Raw genomic sequence first — 21,228 nt, 5'->3', positions numbered from 1 at the left:
TTGAATAGTTACTGTGATTTTCAATCAATTTGTATAGTATTTAGCGTATCTTATTTATTGGTTGTATGAGCCATACACAGGAACAATGAAATTTCCGTTTAAAAAAGATTGAGTATCAATTTGGCTTTGAAGTATTACTCCTTTAAGATCTTGTTCTAATAATAGTTGAGCCGATTGTACTAATGGTGCAGCGGTTGTTGTTTGAATAGCTCTTAGTTTGTGTTTCCCTACTTTAAGCGGATGTATACATTTGGATATTTCACGTCTTCTAAGAGTTCCTTTATTATCTTTGCCTTCTATGGCAGCAAATAATATAATTTGGTCTTCTTCAAATAATGGAATTTCTTTTTCCATAATTTTTTGCAGTTCTTCAATTATATTTTCAGACTTACCAATACGTTCAATTTGTTGTTGAACCCAATCATAATGTCCTGGAAATCGTATCGTTTTATAATCTAAAACACGGACTTTTCCAGCCAAAGCATCAGGCAAATCAGCTGCGCCACCCGAAGTTAAATCGGCTTCATAGGTAACGCCATCGATAATTAGAGTGGTTCTTTCTGATAGTGCAGGAACTTCGGTTTTACTAAAGTTGCGGATTGTTATTGCATTTTTGATGTATTCGGTTGCAACACCTATTGGACTCCAGGTAAAACCATAATAATGAGGAGCAACGGCATTTTTAGTTAAAGCTCCCACTTTAAATTCTAATTTATCAGCAGAATTGACATTAAAGTCAGCACAAAATTGTTCAAAAAGAGCATTAGCTAAAACATCGATATATCCTGGAGCTATTCCCGTTTGTAAAATAAAGCCAGTTTCAGCATCTTTGGCCAGTGCTATTATTTCTTCCGTTTCGGCAACATATTCGGTAAGATTCGCATAATGAAGGTGAAAATCTTTGGCAATTTGCGCTATTCTAGGAGCTTGACCTCCAGGAAGACAATCTAAAATGATAGCGCCTTGCTTGAAAATAGTTTCCATTTCAGAAGTAATCTCATTTTCTGAAAATAGAAAAGCGTTAACCTTACAAGTATTAGTAGTTCCTTCTTCTATCCATTTGGCAACAGCTTTTGCTTTAGATAGGCTTCGGTTTCCAATAAAAATGGTTGGTGTAACCTGACTCCATTCAGCCAGAATTAAACCTGCAGCTTCGGCAATGCCACCTGCTCCAGCAATAATGATGTTGAAGTGTTTTTCCATAACTAAATTTACACTATTTCAATTTTATTTCGAAATATATTCCAAAAAAAGTATGGGAATTTCTTTTAGATAGGATCTTTTCAGTAAATGAATTTAATGTGTTAATTGTAAGCGTTCTAGTTCTAAACTTAGCTGATTTTGTTCGTTTTCCAATATTTCCAGTTCGCTTTTTAAATGTGTAATTTCAGTTTGAAGCGCATTTAACTCTCTTGATTTTTCATCAGCAGATCGAAAGAGTTGAAATTCATTGGCTCTGTTTAATTTGCTTTTTGCTTCATCCAAAAGCGTTTGATTTTGTGTTTTCTCTATTTGAATTTCATCGAGTCTTTTAGAGATGCTTTCTTTTCGTTCTTTGGCAATTCGTTCTGCTTCGGCTCTTTCTTGTTCTTCAGCTTGTTTTTTTTGTTCCTGTAGTTCTTTTTCTTTCAATAAAAATTGTCTGTTTTCTATTTCTGTTTTATGGTTTATTTCTTCTAATTCCTCTTTTCTTTTTTCTTCAAAAATACTTAGAGCAAAACTTCCAATAATTACAATGAACAATAGGCAAACCAAGTAAAAGTTGTTTTTTGACAACCCCATAATCTTAGTTTTTGTCTCTTTTTGTTTTAGCTTAGACTCAGGCTCATGCTCAGGATTTGGAATTTCAGCTTTAAAAGGAGGAGGGATGACTTTTAATATTGATTGAAGTTCTTCAATTTCACCAGCAGTTTTCCAATCGGCTAAACCTGAAAACCATACCGGTGTAGTTGCTGTAATTTGTTTCATTTGCAATTCGGTTAAATCAAAAGGACCGCTGCTTTCGATTCCGTTATGTAAATAATATTTTTTCATTACTGTTAGATTTGTGTAAAATAAGTCAAGGAAAACAATCTTTTTATTATCCTTTTCGAAGGTATAAAAGTTGCTTTAAATGAAAAAATGAAATTTTAGTAATACAATCTAAAATCTAGGAATTTGCAAAGGGCATAATTTTTTTCATGTAATTCTTCTACGATTTCGACAAGATCCTCTAATTCATCGCATAGGTTGAAAAAAAATTTATCGAGATGAATACTGCTTACTTTTTTGTTTTTTATCCCATAACCCGAAATAGCTCTTGCGCCTGTAATATCAAGGAAATATTGTGCTTCTTCTGAAGTTAAATCGAGTATTTTTTCATTGGCAAAATGAATGATTTTACCTTTTAATTTGCCTTCAAACAATTCGGCGATTTCTTCTAAACTATAATAATAATCGTGAAGACAAATATTGTTCTCTTGTCCTGGCATAACCAAATAGATAATTTGATAGGCTTTGAAATTGTGATCATCATAGAGTAATGCCCCTAAACTTTCTTCTAGACCTTCGATGGTATCACAGTTTTTATAAATACTATTAATTTGGTATTCAAATGCTAAGTGTTCTAAGTTTTGTAATACTTCGGTTATGACATAGGTGTCTACATCTGGAACGCCTTCTAGGCAAAAAATAAAATGCTCTTTGACCATGCAATTGTATTTGAGTATTGCTTAAAATTAGACAAAGATATATTTAATTAGAATTGTATTTTGAGTAACAATTGTTAATTCATTTATATAATTATTAAAATACTTTAAGTCTAAAACGGCGTCATAATTGTTGTTAGTCGAAAAAAATGTGCGATTATTGTTCGTAACCTTTATTTTTATAACATCATATGAATCTAATGTTTAATACTCCTAATAGAAATGAAAAATCTACTTATACTATTTAGTTTTTTATCTTTTTTTCATCCAGTTTGTAGTCAGAATTTGGTTGATCCACCCAAAGCATTTGGACCACTTCCTTCGGAAAAACAATTGAAATGGCATGAAATGGAATCCTATGCGTTTATCCATTTTTCGTTTAACACTTTTACCAATAAAGAATGGGGATATGGTAATGAATCACCAGAATTGTTTTTTCCAACGGAACTAAATGCACGTCAGTGGGCAAAAGTAGTGAAAGAAACAGGAATGAAAGGAATTATTTTGGTTGCAAAACATCATGATGGTTTTTGCTTATGGCCTTCTGAATATACGGAGCGTTCTGTGAAAAATTCACCTTGGAAAAACGGAAAAGGGGATGTTGTCAAAGAATTATCCGATGCCTGTAAGGAGTATGGTTTAAAATTGGGTTTGTATTTATCGCCTTGGGATCGCAATCATGCAGGATATGGAAAACCAGAATACATCACTTATTTCATAAATCAATTGAAAGAGTTACTGACGAATTATGGGGATGTTTTTGTAAGTCCATCAAAAGAAATCTTCAATACCTATACTAAAGATAGCCCAGACGAATTGAAGCCTAATTCTAATCAGAATAAGGTGAAATAGGGTGGTGATTATGAGAATAAAAAAAGGAGTTAAATCTGTATTTATCTCTTTTTTATTAAAATATTTTAAGGGAATTTTACTTCCCGATACAAAAATTAGCAAAAATATTCCCCAGCAATTCATCATTTGTAACCTGACCTGTGATGAGCCCAAATTGGTACAAAGCTTCTTTGATATCTAATGCCATTAAGTCGCTTGAAAGGTTGCTTTCAAGTCCATATTTTACTTTCGAAATTTCGTCTAAGGCTTTCAATAAAGAATCATAATGTCTGGTGTTAGTAACAATGGTTTCGTTGTTGCGTAATGCACCAGTATTTACAAAAGAGAGTAGTTGGTTTTTTAAATCTTCAACGCCAATTTTTTGTTTAGCACTTAAAAATATTAGTGTAAGGTTTAAAGTTTCAAGTGCTTTGCGAATGCTATTAATTTCATCCTCTGATAACAAGTCCAATTTATTGATAACTACGACTAAAGGTTTTAATGGAAATTGATTTTTAATTTTTTCGATCTCCACGATATATGTAGAACTTTGAACTTTAAACTTCAAGCTTTCAAACAAATACAAAACGACTTGTGCTTGTTCAATTTTTTCGAAAGTTTTCTTGATTCCAATGCTTTCTACTACATCATTGGTATCGCGTATTCCAGCAGTATCAATAAAACGGAAACCGATTCCGCCAATCGTTAATTCATCCTCAATAGTATCACGAGTGGTTCCGGCAATATCCGAAACAATGGCGCGTTCTTCGTTTAATAAAGCGTTCAAAAGGGTTGATTTCCCTACGTTGGGTTCACCAACAATAGCTACAGGAATCCCGTTTTTAATCACATTACCCACAGCAAAAGAGTCGATAAGACGCTTAAGCACAAATTCAATTCGGTTCAATAATTCGTGAAACTGACTTCGGTCGGCAAATTCTACATCTTCTTCTGCAAAATCTAATTCTAGTTCGATTAAAGAAGCAAAATTCAATAACTCTTCTCTTAGTTTTGCAATTTCATTTGAAAATCCACCACGCATTTGCTGCATTGCAATTTGGTGAGAAGCTTCGTTGTCTGACGAAATCAAATCGGCAACGGCTTCGGCTTGCGATAAGTCTAGTTTTCCGTTAAGGAAGGCGCGTAGCGTAAATTCGCCCGCATCGGCCATACGACAGCCTTTTCGAAGTAATAATTGAATAATTTGTTGCTGAATATAAGTAGATCCGTGACAGGATATTTCAACGGTATTTTCACCAGTATACGAATTAGGACCTTTGAAAACAGAAACCAATACCTGATCTAAGGTTTTTGTATCATCCACAATATGCCCTAAATGTAGCGTGTGCGATTTTTGTAGGGTTAAATCTTTGTTTTTGATCGATTTAAAAACCGAATTAGCAATACCTATGGCATCTTGTCCTGAAACTCGAATAATGGCTATAGCTCCTGTTCCTGAAGCGGTAGCTAGTGCTACTATAGAATCGTTGTTAAGCATTTTTTTCTGAATTGGTTGCAAAGGTACTAAAACTACTCAAGTATCGCTTGGCCTGGAAATATAAAAGTAGTAATTGTTGGGAATTAAGGCGTTAAAATCGTAACTTTATTCTGTGGTTTTGATGTTTAATTTTATATCTGATTTAAATGAAACGAATTTTATTTCCAACCGATTTTTCTGAGACTGCTACCAATGCTTTTGTTCACGCTTTAGAGTTTGCCAATCGGATAGAAGGCGAATTGATTTTGTTACATGCCTTTGATTTACCTGTTTTTGATAGTCAATTTTTCCCAGAAAACTATATGTTAATTTATGAATCAGTAGAATTAAGCCAGTTTGAAGTCTTTAAAGAAGAATTACCCAAACTGCACGCCATAGCTCACGAACGCAATTTAGATCATATAAATATGTTGCATCGATTGATGGACGGTAGTTTATTGACCGCAATTGAAAAATCAATAAAAGAAGATAACATTGATTACATTATAATGGGAACCGAAGGGGAGAAAGGTTGGACAGAATTGTTCTTAGGAACCAATACCACAGCAGTGATTTCAGATGTGGATATTCCTGTTTTAAGCATTCCTGCCGTAGCTCAATATAAACCTATTAAAACAATAGGTTTTACGACACGATTTAGACCAAAAGACAAACCAGCTTTGAAAAATGTTGTTGAAATAGCTAATAAGATGAAGGCAAAAATCAAATGCTTGTATGTTAAAACAGATGCTTCCGACGTTACAAAAGAAACGATTAAGCAATGGGAAGAAGAATTTGCTAATGATCCAGTAGAATTTTCAATCGTATTTAGTGAAGAAGTAAAGGAAAGTATTTTAGATTTTATCCTTTTTAAAGATATCGATATTTTGACCATGTTGACCTATAAACATAATTTCTTTAAAAGTTTGTTTCATCATAGTTTAACTAAGGATTGTACCTCACATTGGGATGTCCCTATTTTAGTTATCCCTATTCAATGATATTTTAAGCGAATTTCTTTCTTTTATAGTTGAGGCTCCTATATATTTGTAATTCATTTAACTCATTATGAATATATATTCTTCTCATGTTCGTTTATTTACAGACCAATTAAATTCCATCAACAGCAAGTATAATTTTATTAGTTTGTTGCGATTGGGTAGCTTATTAATCTCATTTACTGCAATTTATTATTATTTTCAGCAAGATGAAAGCACATGGTTGGGGCTGGCAGCTTTGTTTTTTGTTGGTTTTCTTTTTTTGATGCGAATACATTCCAAGCTCCAGTTTCAAAGAAAAATGAGTCAGGCGCTTTTGGATATTAATACCAATGAGATTACTTTTTTAGAAAGAAAAGGAATTCCTTTCGAAAATGGTGCTGAATTTGTTGATTTCCATCATCCGTATGCCTATGATTTGGATGTTTTTGGGAATAATTCTTTGTTTCAATATTTGAACAGAACAGCTACATTTATTGGAAAAAAAACTTTAGCAGCTAGTTTGTTGCAAAAATCTTCTAATGAGGAAATTCAGAAAAACCAGGAAGCTATCAAGGAATTAACTCAAAGAATAACTTTTCGTCAAGATTTTTTGGCTTTAGCCAAAGTAACCGAAGATAATGAACAGAGCTATCAATCGTTATTGAGTTGGTGTAAATTTAATAGCGAGGATTTGCCAAAATGGACTGTGCTTTTCTCCTACATTAGTCCTCTGTTGTTTCTAATCACTTTTATTGCTTATTTAATCACTTCCGATTTACTTGTCCTTAAAAGTTTGAGCTATTTATTTTTGATTAATTTAATGGTTTTAGGAAAGTTCTTTAAACGAATTAAAATCGAAATTGCGAATTCGGATAATATTGATAAGATAATTGGGAATTATGGGCTATTACTCGAAAAGATAGAAAAAGAGTCGTTTGAATCCTCTAGGTTAATGGAATTGCAAAAGCAGTTACAACAAAAATCAGCTCAATCTAGTGTGTATTTAAAGCAATTGTCTGAATTATTTTCTAGAAATGATACTGTTGCAAATCTTTTTACAGCGGTTTTGTTTAATGGAACCTTCTTGTTTAATTTTCATGTTTTAAAAGCGCTTTTAAACTGGAAAAAAGAGCATGCGGCTGATTTAAAAGAATGGTTGGCAGTGATTGGTGAATTTGAAAAACTAAATAGCTTGGCTAACTTTTCTTATAACAATCCAGATTTTGCTTACCCAATTTTAACTAATGATTTCAAAATAAATTTTACTAATTTAAGTCATCCTTTGTTGAATCCAGTAAGTAGAGTAGGGAATGATGTCGCTTTTCATCCACAATCTTTTATGATCTTGACTGGTTCTAATATGTCGGGTAAAAGTACTTTTTTGCGAAGCTTAGGAATTAATATGGTTTTGGCAGGAACTGGTTCGGTGGTATGTGCTACTGAAGCTCATGTTCATCCTTTGCCTGTTTTGGTTTCTATGCGACTTTCGGATTCTTTATCCGATAGTGAATCCTATTTCTTTGCCGAAATTAAACGTTTAAAACAAATTATGGATGGTTTGACAATTGAACCTGCTTTTGTTTTATTGGACGAAATTTTGAGAGGAACAAATTCGGATGATAAACGAAACGGAACTATTGAAGTGTTAAAAAAAGTAATCTCTAAAAAAGCCATTGGTGCAATTGCCACCCATGATATTGAAGTTTGTTTGACTACCAATGAATTTCCAAACGTATTAAGTAATAATTGTTTTGAAGTGGAAATTGTAAACGACGATTTGCATTTTGATTACAAACTTCGTAGCGGAATTTGTAAAAATAAGAGCGCTACATTCTTGATGAAAAAATGGGGGTTATTTAATCGTAAAGGACAAGAAGTTTTCGCAAACCTGTCTGCCGACAGGCAGGGTTTACAAAGAAAAAATTTGTGTAGATTTCTTTTTTATTTCTTCAACCTGTGTTTCTAAAAAAAACAACCAAAATTAATTCGTGAATTCGAGGTTACTAAAAAGCAAAAAAAACCGCTTTTCAAGGAGGAATCGCGGTTTTTTAAAATATAAAAAATGGTTGGTTAATACGTTTTTGGTGATGCAATGATAAGTAATATATTTTAATATCAAAAATAAAATATACTAAAATTTATCAATATCATTTTTTTTACTAAAATATGTTAGCTATTTAGCATTACAGGCATTACAAGCATCGTTACCGTTTCACCTTCTTCTAATCCATCAATAGGGGTTAGGATTCCAGCTCGGTTAGGTAAAGACATTTCTAACATTATCATGTCTGATTGTAGGTTCGTCAACATTTCTGTTAAGAAACGAGAATTGTACCCAATTTGCATATCATCACCTTGGTAATCACAAGTCAATCTTTCTTCTGCTTTGTTAGAATAATCAATATCTTCAGCAGAAACATTCAATTCAGCACCAGCGATTTTTAAACGGATTTGGTGCGTTGTTTTGTTAGAGAAGATAGCTACACGACGAACAGAACTCAAAAACTGAGCACGATCAATCATTAATTTATTAGGGTTTTCTTTTGGAATTACCGCTTCGTAATTTGGATATTTTCCATCAATTAAACGACACATCAATACGTAATTGTCAAAAGAGAAAGTAGCATTCGAATCGTTGTATTCAATTTTTACTTCTGCATCCGAAGTAGAAAGAATATTTTTTAAGATATTCAAAGGTTTCTTTGGCATAATAAAATCAGCTACGTGTGAAGCAGTAACATCGGTACGAGCATATTTTACTAATTTGTGCGCATCAGTTGCCACGAATGTCAATCCTTGTGGTGAAAACTGGAAGAATATACCTGACATTACCGGACGTAAATCGTCGTTTCCGGCAGCAAAGATTGTTTTGCTTACTGCAGTGGCTAAAACGTCAGCAGGAACTAAAGTAACCGATGGTTCGTCTAAGTTTACCGCTTTAGGGAATTCTTCACCAGGAGCATACGCTAGGGCATATTTTCCAGAATTAGAACTGATTTCTATAGTGTTATTTTCTTCAACGGTAAAAGTAAGTGGTTGTTCTGGGAAAGTTTTTAAGATTTCCAAAAGCAATTTTGCCGGAACAGCAACACTTCCTTTACTTGTAGAATCGATAGACAAAGTGGCTGACATTGTTGTTTCTAAATCAGAAGAAGAAACTGTTAATTCATTATTGTCTAATTCAAATAAGAAGTTATCTAAAATAGGCAAGGTATTGCTACTGTTGATAACACTTCCTAAAACTTGTAATTGTTTTAATAAGTACGAACTCGATACTATAAATTTCATATGAAGATTATTTGTTTTTTTATTGTAATAACTTACGCCAATAGTCTGTTTTTTTCTTTCAGAAATGGAACGGTTTAATGTATTCTTTTAAAATATTGAATTTCTTTTTGCTGAAATTGTCAATCCTACATTTTTACAAATATATCGTAAACAAATCTAGTATAGAAAAATTTTTATTAACATCTATCGACTGTATTTTCGTTTACGTAAGAAACTAAAAATGACTCCAAAAATCCCTAGAATTAGGATTGGAAGCCCGATAGTTATGACTTGAGTAAGGCTATAGTTTTCGCTTACTTTGTCTTTATCTAATAAAGGTAGATCTAAATCTCTGGAACGAATGTTAATAAGTCCAGTATCATCCAAAAGATAATTCACGCAATTCAGTAAAAAATCTTTGTTGTCGTATAAATTTCCAGAACGTTGATCGAATCCTAATTCTACCGGTGCATAATTTTTATCCAATTGATTTTTGATGATATCCCCATCTGATATTACAATCATTTTGTTGTTTTTTCCAGTAGCTGTAAAATCATTTTGTTTGAATGCTAATACTCTATTTTGAAATGCCGAATTAAAATTTCCTTCTAATAAAACAGCCAAAGGTAAATTTCCAGTATTGATATAATGATTAGGACTGGTCTCTTCCGTAACACTATTCAAATTAATTTCGGCAGGAGCTCCCACTTTTTTAGAGTATTTAGAAGATTGTAATAAAACAGTTTTTTTTATTCCGTTTTTCAAAGTATCAATTGGATTGGCAAAGTCAAATTTGATTCCTCCTAAATTTTTCACGATTGGGTGTTTGCTTTCAGGAGTAACTAATGGCGCAAATTTCCAATTGAACGTTTGGTATTGAGTTGCACTTCCTTGTTCGCCTGAAGCTAATTTAATTGGACTTCCGTATTCATCTTTAACGATATCTGGATTAATTCGAACGCCATATTTAAAAAACATATCGTTCAAATTTAAGTTTCTAGGAAAGGCTAATGTAGCACCTGCTTCATTGTACAGACTGTCCATTTCAACCGTAGTTTGCTCCATTAACCACATACTTTTTCCTCCGTTCATTACAAATTGGTCAAGGACTTGTTTTTCAGCATCTGTAAAAGCTTCAGTAGGTTTGGCAATTACGGCCAAATCGTATTTTTTCAATGCATCCAGAGTACCGATAGGATTTTTGGCTACCGAATCCAAAGTAAATGGACCTATGTGGTAGCTTTCTCTAATTTGCAATAAAAATTTGGCAATTCGGATATCCTCGATTTCTCCATTTCCTTTGATTACCGCTATCTTTTTTTGTTTTTCTTTGGTAATTTTATTCAATGCATCGGCAATAGAATATTCTAAATGCTGAACCGAACCAATTACTTTTTCAGTCGTAGAAGCCCCCATGATGTTTTTCAACAAAGGAATATTGACTTCTTTGTTATGATATACCGCAATAGCCCAAGGGAAACCATTTCTTGCGATTGTTTTCCTTTGTCGTCAACAGTAATGTTTACAGGTGTTAAGCCTTTCATGTATAAGGCTTTGATATTGTTCATGCTTTCGTCCTCGTTTTCTAACGGATTGACAAATTCGAATACAATATTGGAATTATACGCCTGGAATTCTTCCAGTAATTCTTTGGTTTCTTGTTGTAATCTTCGGAATTCAGCAGGCAAATCACCTTCCATGTAAATTTTGACAGAAAGAGGTTCTTTAATTTGTTTGATAATGTCTAAAGAAGTTTGCGAAAGCGTGTAGCGATGATCTTTTGTTAAGTCAAATCGATGAAAAAAGGAGTTACCAATGAGGTTGATGACTAACAAAACGGCAACAATAATAAATACCGATTTTAGATTTCTTTTTTTGCTGCTATCATTACAATTTGAAAGATTTAAGTTGGTAAACAGTAAACGAAAGAAAGGCTATAGTTACACTAATGAAATAGGTCAAATCGCGTGTGTCAATTACACCACGACTCATACTTTTAAAATGATTTTGCATACCTAAAGCAGAAATTTTGGAAGAAAGAGCAGGAACAATAGTTGCAAATCCTTCAAATCCAAAATAGAAGAAGAAGCATAAAAATACGGCTAGAATAAAAGCTACAATTTGGTTATCGGATAGGGTAGAAGTAAAAATCCCAATTGCTGAATAAGCGGCAATTAAAAATAATAATCCAAAATAAGATCCAATGGTGCTTCCCATATCGATATTTCCTTCAGGCATTCCTAAACTAGAAATCACTACTACATAAAAATAACTTGGAATAATAGCAATGACGATTAGTAGTAAAGCACCAAAAAACTTTCCATTAACGATTTGCCATATTGATAAAGGTTTGGTTAAGAGAAGTTCTAGTGTTCCTTGTTTTTTTTCATCCGAAAAACTACGCATAGTTACCGCAGGGATTAGGAAAATTAAAATCCAAGGTGCTAGACTGAAAAAAGGAGTCATATCGGCAAATCCTGAATTTAGAATATTGTATTCGCCTTCAAATACCCAAAGGAACAATCCATTGATGATAAGAAAAATAGCGATAACTAAATAGCCTATTGGCGAACCAAAAAAGGATTTAATTTCACGTAATAATATGGCTTTCATATATTGAGTTATGGGTTTTGAGTTATGAGTTGTGTTTTTTTTACTTCAAAAATCTTAAATCGTTAATCATTAATCTAAAATCTTAATTCTTAAATTCTATCGAAACTACATCACGGTAATTGAGTCCTAACAAACTACTTGCGGAACCAATTTTAGAAGGATTACTTCTGAAAATGGCAATTTCGAGATAGCCTGCTTCGTTAAAAATGGCTAATTTCTCTCCTTCGTAATTCTTAATCGGGTATTTATCCGAAATTGCAATTGCTGAATAATTCGGTAATATAGTTTTGATGTTTTTGGTCTTCATTTGGATTTCATAAGGACGTCCTTTAGCAACTTCCAGAAATTGTTTTTTTGTGATGTTTGTCACCACATTTCCAAAATGATCAATATATATTACATGACCTTTAAGACTGTTGTTATCATTAGCAACAACGGCTTTTAGTTCGGTCACTTCTTTTACAGTGTTAATCTCTCTTCCAATAACATTTAGTAAGCCGCCTCTGGCAATATGGCAAGCCACAGTTACAAAAACATCTAATCCAGATGCATCACTTGGTAAACGGTCATGGATATTGATGGCTACAATTTTTTGTGGAACAATTTTTTGCGAAAGCATGCTTAAAATTCCGTTATCGGCAGCAATAAAATAAGAATCGTTCCATTGCATCACAATATGAAGATTCTCCTTGTTTAATTCCATATCGACCCCAATAAGATGAACTGTTCCTTTGGGAAAACTGGAATAAGAAGCACCGATTATGTAGCTGGCTTCTACAATGTTAAAGGGATCTATATCGTGCGAAATATCAATAATTTGGGCTTCTGGATACTCAGATAAAATTTTCCCTTTTAGCGAACCAACAAAGTGGTCTTTCAAGCCATAATCGGTAGTAAGGGTAATTATTGACATATTTTTGTTTATAACTAATGGTGAATTCTAAAATTAATTTTCATTAAATTTGAGATATGCAAAGCTAATAATAGTAATTTCAAAATTGCAAAAAAGCCAAAATAAATTCTAATTAGTAACCAAATAAAACCAAGATGAAAAGCATTTTGGAGGAGTTTTAAAATTGATTAAGTAAAACTGTAAAATTAGACCCTTTGAACGAAAGAATTATCGAGCTCATAGACATCGCTCCAAAAGAGTTTTGGGGTGCTCAAGACACTCATCTTGAAACCATTAAAAAATATTATCCAAAATTAAAAATAGTTGCCAGAGGAACAACTATCAAAGCATTTGGAGAAAAAGACATATTGGATGAGTTCGAAAGGCGTTTTCAAAGATTGATGCTTCATTTTACCCGTTACAACAATATTGATGATAATGTTATTGAACGTGTTATTTTAGGAGACCCTCAGGACGACAAAAAAATGAGTCCAAATGACAAAATTTTAGTACACGGAGTAGGTGGTAAAATTGTGAAAGCAATGACGCCTAACCAACAATTATTAGTCGATACTATTAACAAAAATGACATGGTTTTTGCAGTAGGGCCAGCAGGAACAGGTAAAACGTATACTGGTGTTGCCATGGCTGTAAAAGCTTTAAAAGAGAAACAAGTAAAACGAATCATTTTAACAAGACCTGCCGTAGAAGCAGGAGAGAATCTGGGTTTTCTTCCTGGCGATATGAAAGAAAAACTAGACCCGTACATGCAACCTTTGTATGATGCTTTGCGCGATATGATTCCGAATGAAAAATTAGAAGATTATATTGCCAAAGGAATTATTCAAATTGCGCCATTAGCTTTCATGCGTGGACGAACTTTAGATAATGCTTTTGTAATTCTGGATGAAGCTCAAAACACTACGCATTCGCAAATGAAAATGTTTTTGACTCGTATGGGTAAAAACGCTAAATTTATGGTTACTGGTGACCCTGGACAGGTAGATTTACCACGTAGAACAATATCTGGTCTTAAAGAAGCGTTATTAGTTTTAAAGGATATTGACGGGATTGGAATTATTTATCTAGATGATAAAGATATTGTAAGACATCGATTAGTTAAAAAGATTATTGACGCTTATAAATATACCGAAAACGTTGATTAAAGAATTATAATAACTTAAAATATCATGTAGCTACGACCCTAATCAGGGTCGTAGTTTTTTAATAAAAACAGTAAACTATTGAAGAACGTAATTATAACAGGAGCAGCAACAGGAATAGGAAAGGAATTAGCTTTGCATTTTGCAAAAAATAATTGGAATGTTATCGCTACAATGCTCTGTTTAGAAGAGGGAAATGAACTCAAGAATAAGACTAATATTCATTGTTATATTCTAGATGTTACTTCAACAATTAGTATCGAAAATGCCAAAGAGCAAATTCTTGCTGATTTCGAAAGAATAGATGTTGTAATAAATAATGCAGGAATAGGCTATAGAAGTTTTGTGGAATTTTCTGAGGATGAGCAAATTAAACATATTGTCGATGTCAATTGGTTAGGAGTAGTTAAAGTTTGCCGAGCATTTACTCCGGTTTTTAGAAAACAAGAAAAAGGACATTTTATCAATATTTCGTCAATTGCTGGTCTGGTCAATTTGCCATTGGGTAGTTTTTATCATTCTACCAAGCATGCTGTGGAGAGTTTTTCAGAATGTATGGCTTATGAACTCATGAATTTTAATATTAGTGTTTCTACGGTTCAATTTGGAAATACACCTTCTAATTTTCAAAAAAATGTATCCAAATGTAAAACCACTCCTTTAAAATGTTATAACGAATTAATGCTTAAAATTAGTCATATTGTTGAAGGTAAAACCAAAAAGAATACCGATTTGAAACAATCAATTATTGAAAAAGTATTAAAAATTGCCGAAAATCCACCCAAGAAGTTTAAACGCAACACTATTGGTTTTGATGCTAATGCGCTCAATATCCTTCGCAATTTTTTAGGGTATCAATTGTTTGGGAGAATAATTAGGTATCGAGTTTTTGGGCTTCGTTTTAAGTAAAAAATAAGGTAAGCATACGTTAATTTGCTGTTATTTCAAGAGTGTTAGACGTCGACTTCAAAGCATTTTAGGTATTTTTGCTAAGAATAAGAGTAAATGAATTTATGATAAAAGAAAATATTAAAGTCATTGTTAGTGACTTAGACGGAACTTTATTGAACAGTGACCACCGAATTTCAGAATACACTAAACAGGTTTTTAATGAATTATACCGTAAAAATTATCTAATCATTGTTGCTACAGGTCGTCATCATCTTGATGCAATGTCAATTGTTTCTTCTTTGGGTTTTCCTGTATATTTAGTTACTTCTAATGGAGCCCGTATCCATGCACCCGATAAAGAATTGATATTTGCTACAAATATGGATAGCGAAGCGGTAAAATCAGTGATGCAAATGGAGATCCCTGATGAATATACTTCAGTTCTTTTTAAAGAAAATGTCTGGCAAACCAATAAACATGATAGTAAATTATTGGAATTTCAAAAAGAATTAACTTATGTTCCTGAACTAGTTAATTACAAAGAAATGACCGATTTTGAAGCTATAAAAATATTTTTCAAGCACGATAGTCATGCCAAATTACTGGAGCTTAGAGAAAGTATATTAGAAAAACATCCAGATACTTTTAGTCACGCCTTTAGTTTACCACATTGTTTAGAATTCATGAATAAAAATGTGGATAAAAGTGTGGCTATTGGTCAAATTCTTGAAATTGAAGGCTATGAATTTCATCAAACTATTGCTTTTGGTGATGGTTACAACGACGAAGGAATGTTGAATGCAACGGCCAAAGGCTTATTGATGGGAAATGCACCAGATAGTTTGAAAAATAAATTACCCCATTTGGAAGTGATTTCTAAAAACCACGAAGATGGAGTTGCTAATTATATTGCAGACAAAATACTCAATAATGTGAGTTTGGAAGCTAAATAAACTAAAAGCTTCGGAATTTTTTTTAACCGCAAAGCACACAAAGACTGCGCAAAGCCCACAAAGTTTTACGAAGCTTGCGGTTAAAAATTTAGCCATAGATTAGATAAATAAATACAGATTTTTCTTTGTTTACTTTGCGAAACCTCATTACTCTTTGCGGTAAATAAAAAGTTTGTATTTTTATTATTTTAGAGAGAGGATACTTTCTTTGTTTTTCTGTCTAAAATAATCCTAAATTTGCATTCATATTAAATAATCTCAATTCAATTTACATGAGTAATACAATCACTACCACTAATTTTAATTTTCCTGGTCAAAAATCGGTTTATAGAGGAAAAGTAAGAGAGGTTTACAATATCAACGACGAATTATTAGTAATGGTGGCAACCGACAGGCTTTCGGCTTTTGATGTGGTTTTGCCCAAAGGGATTCCTTATAAAGGGCAAATCCTAAACCAAATTGCTACAAAATTCATGGAATTGACTCAGGATATTGTACCAAACTGGTTGATTGCTACTCCGGATCCTAGTGTTGCTGTTGGTCATTTGTGTGAGCCATTCAAAGTAGAAATGGTAATTCGTGGGTATTTGTCAGGTCATGCTTCTCGCGAATATGCTGCCAGAAAAAGAACACTTTGCGGTGTAGCTTTAGCTGAAGGTTTGAAAGAAAATGATAAATTTCCAGAACCAATTATTACGCCTACTACAAAAGCAGATAATGGTGAACACGATGCAGATATTTCCAGAGAAGCTATTTTAGCAAAAGGAATTGTGACTGAAGAAGATTATTTGGTTTTAGAAAAATATACCAGAGCTTTATTTCAAAGAGGAACTGAAATCGCAGCCAGTCGTGGATTGATTTTAGTGGATACGAAATATGAATTTGGAAAAACTAAAGACGGTCAGATTGTATTGATTGACGAAATCCATACTCCGGATTCTTCTCGTTATTTTTATGCGGAAGGTTACGAAGAAAGACAGGCAAAAGGAGAGGAGCAAAAACAATTATCAAAAGAGTTTGTACGTCGTTGGTTAATTGAAAATGGATTTCAAGGAAAAGAAGGACAACAAATTCCTAATATGACTGACGAATATATCGAAACAGTATCCGATAGATATATTGAATTATATGAAAATATCATTGGAGAAAAATTTGTAAAAGCAGATATTTCGAACATCAATGAGAGAATAGAGAAGAATGTTGTTGCTTATTTGTCTAGTTTATAATCTTGATTTAAAAATTTTAAAGACATAAAAAAAGGTTTGAAAAGTAATTTTCAAACCTTTTTTTATACAACTATTTTAATCTAAAGTTTATCAAAAAAACATGTAAAATAGATTAGGGTATTTTACTAATACGGTGTACTTATTTGAAGGATAAAGAAAAATCACTTAACAAAGACAAACCAATCTATAAATAATGAAAAAAACTCATGTTGTTTTATCTGAAGTATTTTCAGGAAATCGTTTAATTATCTTTTCTATAGGAGTGATTTATTTTGTCTTTGGGGTATTAAAATTTTTTCCAAATTTTAGTCCCGCAGAAGATATTGCAAAAAAAAACAATAGATGTTTTAATAAATAATAGCGTTCATTCGGATATTTCATATTTGGTTTTGGCTATGTGGGAGACCTTAATAGGCTTGTTTTTTATTTTAAATTATAAACAACGAATAACAACAATTTTAGCGATCATCCATTTAAGTTTTACATTCTCGGTGTTTTTTATTTTTCCGGAACTTTCTTTTAATATAAGTTCTTTTAGTTTTACTTTATTAGGACAGTATGTGGTTAAAAATATTATTATTGTATGTGTTCTTATAAATTTGTTAAGAAATAATACAGAAGATAATCATTGATTTTTATTACTAAACTTAATTTTGAAATTAAGTTTATAATTTTTGTAAATACTTATCCTGTGTTTTAGATAATAGAATTAAAGCTAAAACAGCTCCTATTGTAGCAAACAACATATCCGATTGCGTGTCCCAAACATCGCCTTGTGTTCCTAAAAAGGCATCACCACCTTCTCCAGTTGCTAAAGAAACAAACCATTCAATCCATTCGTAAGCAGCGCTAATAGCAAGACAAATACAAACGATGATGAAATTAAAAAACTGTTTATTAGCAATTACTTTTTTTCTTATAAATAACTCCCTTATAATCATGGCAGGAATAAAGCCCTGAGCAAAATGACCTACTTTGTCATAATTGTTTCTACTTTGATGAAATGTTTCTTTAATTGTGTCAAAAAATGGTACTTCGGCATAGGTATAATGTCCGCCAATAAATAAGATTATACAATGAATAAGAATTAGAAAGTAAGTAAAATTAGTAAATCTAAATTTATTATATGTTGCGAGTAAGATTGCAAATCCAATGATTGCAGGAATGATTTCTAGAAAACAGGTAAAACCTTCTTTAGGATTGATTATTGACCAGGAAAAGAATCCTATAAAGGTGAGGAGCATTAAATTTATTGACTTCATAGCTATGGATAAAAAGTAAATGTATAAAAAAACCTCGGAATTATTATTTCCGAGGTTTAAGTTTGATTTGCTTTTTATTAAAGTGCCGTAATTATAAATTCACTTCTTCGGTTCATTTGGTGTTCTTCTTCGGTACATTTTACACCGTCAGAACATTTGTTTACTAATTGATTTTCTCCATAACCTTTACCAGTTAGTCGATCAGCACTTACCCCATTTTTAATTAACCAACTAATAGTAGATTTAGCTCTTCGATCGGATAAGGCTTCATTGTATTTATGAGATGCGCGACTATCTGTATGAGATCGAATATCTAATTTCATGCTAGGATATTGATTCAAGACATCTAATATTTTTTCAAGATCTAAGGCAGCTTCTGTTCTAATGTTGGATTTGTCTAAGTCAAAATAAATATTTTTAATTCCAAAACATTTACCTAAATCATCTCCAATGGTTACTTTGCATTGATCTTTTTCTAACTCAATTGGTAAATATGTTTTTCCGTTTTCATAAGGGATATTAATTTGTTTTTCATTAGTTCCATATCCCTCTTTTTCAGCTCTTACTGTATACATTTTACTGCATTCTACAATAAAACTATACTCACCTTTATCATTTGCATTAACTGCTTTTAAAAAGTTCATTTTTTTGTCAAAAAGTGTTACTTTGGCGTTTGGTAGGGGTAATTTGGAATCAATATCAGTTATTTCTCCGTAAAGTTCTTGTTCGCACACTAATTTTCGGGTTTCTAGAAATTTGTAAATATCATCATATCCTTCACCGCCATTTCTATTTGAAGAAAAGAATCCCTTTCTTGATTTACTATCAATAATATAGGCAAAATCATCTTTAGGAGAGTTTGCATCCATCCCTATATTTTGAATTTTATTAAAAGTACCATCATCATTAATTTTTGTCATGAAGACATCTAAACCTCCAACTCCAGGATGTCCATCAGAGGCAAAATAGAGTTCATTTTCTTCACTAACAAAAGGAAACGTTTCTCTCCCTTCAGTGTTTATTTCAGGTCCTAAATTTACGGGATTACTAAAAGTACCGTCATCATTGATTTGTACCTTAAAGATGTCTGACATACCTAATGTACCCGGCATATCTGATGCAAAATAAAGTGTTTTCTCATCCGGACTTAATGTTGGATGTGCAGTACTGTAATTATTACTATTGAATGGTAATTCTTGAATTTTAATCCATTTTTCTCCTTCTAAAGATGCTTTGTAAAGTTTAATTAAAGTAATTCCACTTTCGCTTTTTCCTTTTTTACCATCAATATAATTATTTCTTGTAAAATAGACAGTTTTACCATCTTTAGTAAATGCAGGAGTGGCTTCATTAAATTTAGAATTTAATTTTCTGAAAGCTTTTACGGGATTACTAGGTGACATTTGATCATCTAAATCAGCACTGTATAGATTAGTAAAATGTTGATCTGTCCAAGTATGAATTCTTTGTCCTAAACTACCAGTATCTCTTGCTGATGTAAAAACTATTTTATTGTTATAAATACTTGATCCGTAATCAGAGTATTTAGAATTAATACCTGCGTTTTCTATTTTGTGCCTCCCAGAATTTGCTTTAATTTCATCTAAATAATTAGTGTTTTTCTTATATAATGTTGCCCTACTATCATTAGCAGATAGTTTATCAAACTCTTTTAGAACTTCGTCTGCTTTTTTATTTTCACCAATTGCTCTTAAGGATTGTGCGTAACGGTAATAATAAGTAGGTTCTATTGTAGTTTCGGGCATAGCAAAAAGTTCAGCATACCATTTTACCGCTTTATCTAATTCACCATTAAAATAATAGGCATTTCCTATTTTTTGGAACATAGGAGCCGACTTATATCCTTTTTCGGCAACTTTTTCATAGGTTTTAATAGCGTTCTATATAAGCATAGTTGTCGTACTTTTTATCGGCATTAGCCAACTTAGCTTTTTGAGAATAAATGTTAAATGAAAAAACACTTATCATAGCTATACAAAGGAGTATATTTTTTTTCATGATAGTAGTATTTAGAAGAATCTTGGAGTTGTTATTTTATTGTTTTTTCTGAAAATGTCATATCTCAAGAATACCTCATGTGATCCTGAGTTATAATTATCCAATTTTGTTGTTTCTAAATCATATCCGTATCCTATGAACAATGCGTCTGATACTTGAAAGCCAGCCATAGCACTCGCTGAAGCACTCCAACGATAGGCAAGTCCCAGAGTAAATTTATCATTGATCATAAAGTTTCCGGAAACGTCTACTTGTAGTGGAGCACCCTGAGCCATTTTAGTTAATAAAGCAGGTTTGAATTTTAGGTTATAACTTAAGTCAAAAACATAACCCGCAATAAAATAGTAATTCATTTTTTCTTTATAAACTTTTTTGTCATTATCATCATAACGATTAGATTCTATAAAGTTTGGTACAGATAATCCAACATAAGCTTTGTCTGAGTGAAGGTAAATACCTGCTCCGATATTTGGTGATATAGCATTGTTGTATCCTAGTAAAAGCGGATCTTGTTGAGCTGGGTTTAACTTACTTGTATTTAAGTCAAATAAATTAATAGAAGCTTTAACACCAAAAGAAAGTTTCATTGTTTCAGAAGTAGGGATGGTGTAGGAGAGATCTGTTGCAAGATTGTTTTCTGTTGTAGGTCCAATTCTATCATTGATAATTGAAACTCCTAAGCCTAATCTACTATTGTTAAAAGGAGTGTTTATAGAAACAGTATTTGTAGTAGGTGCACCATCTAATCCAACCCATTGTGTACGATGTAAGGCAAATATACTCATTGCTCCTCTGGAACCAGCGTAAGCAGGATTTACATTTATTGTGTTGTACATATATTGTGTAAACTGTGCATCTTGTTGTGCATAACTTACCATAGCTGTAAACATCAAACCGATTAGTAGAATTTTTGTTTTCATTTGGTCTCTTTTTTTAAACCAGAGGTCTATAGAGTCCTCTGGTATAT

The 21,228-nt window shown here is 32.4% G+C and carries 15 protein-coding genes and 3 pseudogenes; 7 read left to right on the top strand and 11 right to left on the bottom strand.

The genetic code is table 11. The features are described from left to right. Positions 1-54: 54 nt before the first annotated feature. From P5P90_RS03145 to P5P90_RS03135, 3 genes are all read right to left on the bottom strand, one after another. On the bottom strand, positions 55-1,203 hold the full coding sequence (locus P5P90_RS03145) for a saccharopine dehydrogenase family protein (protein WP_278035766.1): 1,149 nt from the start codon (positions 1,201-1,203) through the stop codon (positions 55-57). Between the two features lie 93 nt (positions 1,204-1,296). Then, complete coding sequence (locus tag P5P90_RS03140; protein WP_278035765.1) at positions 1,297-2,034, bottom strand: DUF4339 domain-containing protein; 738 nt, start codon at positions 2,032-2,034, stop codon at positions 1,297-1,299. Positions 2,035-2,129: 95 nt separating this feature from the next. Next, positions 2,130-2,690 carry a DUF6642 family protein gene (locus P5P90_RS03135; protein ID WP_278035764.1) on the bottom strand — a complete coding sequence of 187 codons (561 nt, stop codon included), beginning with the start codon at positions 2,688-2,690 and terminating at the stop codon, positions 2,130-2,132. Positions 2,691-2,909: 219 nt separating this feature from the next. On the opposite strand from P5P90_RS03135, the pseudogene P5P90_RS03130 reads away from it, so the two are divergent. Beyond that, positions 2,910-3,449, top strand: a pseudogene (locus P5P90_RS03130) (alpha-L-fucosidase); the annotation flags it as partial. A 166-nt stretch (positions 3,450-3,615) separates the two neighbouring features. Here the strand turns inward: P5P90_RS03130 and mnmE are convergent. After that, entirely contained in the window at positions 3,616-5,016 is a 1,401-nt protein-coding gene (gene mnmE / locus P5P90_RS03125; protein WP_278035763.1) for a tRNA uridine-5-carboxymethylaminomethyl(34) synthesis GTPase MnmE, read from the bottom strand. A gap of 146 nt (positions 5,017-5,162) precedes the next feature. On the opposite strand from mnmE, the gene P5P90_RS03120 reads away from it, so the two are divergent. Beyond that, positions 5,163-5,996, top strand: a complete 834-nt coding sequence (locus P5P90_RS03120) for a universal stress protein (protein WP_278035762.1) — start codon at positions 5,163-5,165, stop codon at positions 5,994-5,996. Between the two features lie 67 nt (positions 5,997-6,063). Then, positions 6,064-7,941 carry a MutS-related protein gene (locus P5P90_RS03115; RefSeq protein WP_278035761.1) on the top strand — a complete coding sequence of 626 codons (1,878 nt, stop codon included), beginning with the start codon at positions 6,064-6,066 and terminating at the stop codon, positions 7,939-7,941. Between the two features lie 203 nt (positions 7,942-8,144). On the opposite strand, the gene dnaN is transcribed toward P5P90_RS03115, so the two are convergent. The 4 genes and pseudogenes from dnaN to P5P90_RS03095 form a co-directional block, all read right to left on the bottom strand. Further along, positions 8,145-9,263 carry a DNA polymerase III subunit beta gene (gene dnaN / locus P5P90_RS03110; protein WP_278035760.1) on the bottom strand — a complete coding sequence of 373 codons (1,119 nt, stop codon included), beginning with the start codon at positions 9,261-9,263 and terminating at the stop codon, positions 8,145-8,147. 183 nt (positions 9,264-9,446) lie between these two features. Next, positions 9,447-11,092 (bottom strand): annotated as a pseudogene (gene gldG / locus P5P90_RS03105) (gliding motility-associated ABC transporter substrate-binding protein GldG). A 37-nt stretch (positions 11,093-11,129) separates the two neighbouring features. Then, entirely contained in the window at positions 11,130-11,855 is a 726-nt protein-coding gene (gene gldF / locus P5P90_RS03100; RefSeq protein WP_340696437.1) for a gliding motility-associated ABC transporter permease subunit GldF, read from the bottom strand. Between the two features lie 82 nt (positions 11,856-11,937). Continuing rightward, a complete protein-coding gene (locus P5P90_RS03095) occupies positions 11,938-12,768 on the bottom strand; it encodes an SAM hydrolase/SAM-dependent halogenase family protein (protein ID WP_278035759.1) in 831 nt (276 codons plus the stop codon). Between the two features lie 194 nt (positions 12,769-12,962). On the opposite strand from P5P90_RS03095, the gene P5P90_RS03090 reads away from it, so the two are divergent. From P5P90_RS03090 to P5P90_RS03075, 4 genes are all read left to right on the top strand, one after another. Further along, positions 12,963-13,913 carry a PhoH family protein gene (locus P5P90_RS03090; protein ID WP_278035758.1) on the top strand — a complete coding sequence of 317 codons (951 nt, stop codon included), beginning with the start codon at positions 12,963-12,965 and terminating at the stop codon, positions 13,911-13,913. A gap of 78 nt (positions 13,914-13,991) precedes the next feature. Next, positions 13,992-14,819, top strand: coding sequence for an SDR family NAD(P)-dependent oxidoreductase (locus tag P5P90_RS03085; RefSeq protein ID WP_278035757.1), 828 nt, complete (start codon positions 13,992-13,994; stop codon positions 14,817-14,819). Positions 14,820-14,923: 104 nt separating this feature from the next. Further along, entirely contained in the window at positions 14,924-15,754 is an 831-nt protein-coding gene (locus P5P90_RS03080; protein WP_278035756.1) for a Cof-type HAD-IIB family hydrolase, read from the top strand. 272 nt (positions 15,755-16,026) lie between these two features. Next, on the top strand, positions 16,027-16,980 hold the full coding sequence (locus P5P90_RS03075) for a phosphoribosylaminoimidazolesuccinocarboxamide synthase (protein WP_278035755.1): 954 nt from the start codon (positions 16,027-16,029) through the stop codon (positions 16,978-16,980). A gap of 665 nt (positions 16,981-17,645) precedes the next feature. Here P5P90_RS03075 and P5P90_RS03070 read toward each other — a convergent pair. From P5P90_RS03070 to P5P90_RS03060, 3 genes and pseudogenes are all read right to left on the bottom strand, one after another. After that, complete coding sequence (locus P5P90_RS03070; RefSeq protein WP_278035754.1) at positions 17,646-18,242, bottom strand: DUF2238 domain-containing protein; 597 nt, start codon at positions 18,240-18,242, stop codon at positions 17,646-17,648. Positions 18,243-18,319: 77 nt separating this feature from the next. Beyond that, positions 18,320-20,261, bottom strand: a pseudogene (locus tag P5P90_RS03065) (OmpA family protein). Between the two features lie 11 nt (positions 20,262-20,272). After that, entirely contained in the window at positions 20,273-21,181 is a 909-nt protein-coding gene (locus tag P5P90_RS03060) for a PorP/SprF family type IX secretion system membrane protein (RefSeq protein ID WP_278035753.1), read from the bottom strand. Positions 21,182-21,228 lie beyond the last annotated feature (47 nt).

The sequence above is a fragment of the Flavobacterium nitratireducens genome (assembly GCF_029625335.1).
GTDB classification, from domain to species: Bacteria; Bacteroidota; Bacteroidia; order Flavobacteriales; family Flavobacteriaceae; genus Flavobacterium; species Flavobacterium nitratireducens.
This window is presented reverse-complemented; position numbering and strand designations above follow the sequence as displayed.

Coding starts and splice junctions, on each gene's coding strand:
- P5P90_RS03115 (WP_278035761.1), top strand. CDS start 6,064: ATGAATATATATTCTTCTCATGTTCGTTTATTTACAGACCAATTAAAT.
- P5P90_RS03120 (WP_278035762.1), top strand. CDS start 5,163: ATGAAACGAATTTTATTTCCAACCGATTTTTCTGAGACTGCTACCAAT.
- P5P90_RS03060 (WP_278035753.1), bottom strand. CDS start 21,181: ATGAAAACAAAAATTCTACTAATCGGTTTGATGTTTACAGCTATGGTA.
- P5P90_RS03140 (WP_278035765.1), bottom strand. CDS start 2,034: ATGAAAAAATATTATTTACATAACGGAATCGAAAGCAGCGGTCCTTTT.
- mnmE (WP_278035763.1), bottom strand. CDS start 5,016: ATGCTTAACAACGATTCTATAGTAGCACTAGCTACCGCTTCAGGAACA.
- P5P90_RS03070 (WP_278035754.1), bottom strand. CDS start 18,242: ATGAAGTCAATAAATTTAATGCTCCTCACCTTTATAGGATTCTTTTCC.
- P5P90_RS03080 (WP_278035756.1), top strand. CDS start 14,924: ATGATAAAAGAAAATATTAAAGTCATTGTTAGTGACTTAGACGGAACT.
- dnaN (WP_278035760.1), bottom strand. CDS start 9,263: ATGAAATTTATAGTATCGAGTTCGTACTTATTAAAACAATTACAAGTT.
- gldF (WP_340696437.1), bottom strand. CDS start 11,855: ATGAAAGCCATATTATTACGTGAAATTAAATCCTTTTTTGGTTCGCCA.
- P5P90_RS03095 (WP_278035759.1), bottom strand. CDS start 12,768: ATGTCAATAATTACCCTTACTACCGATTATGGCTTGAAAGACCACTTT.
- P5P90_RS03075 (WP_278035755.1), top strand. CDS start 16,027: ATGAGTAATACAATCACTACCACTAATTTTAATTTTCCTGGTCAAAAA.
- P5P90_RS03135 (WP_278035764.1), bottom strand. CDS start 2,690: ATGGTCAAAGAGCATTTTATTTTTTGCCTAGAAGGCGTTCCAGATGTA.
- P5P90_RS03145 (WP_278035766.1), bottom strand. CDS start 1,203: ATGGAAAAACACTTCAACATCATTATTGCTGGAGCAGGTGGCATTGCC.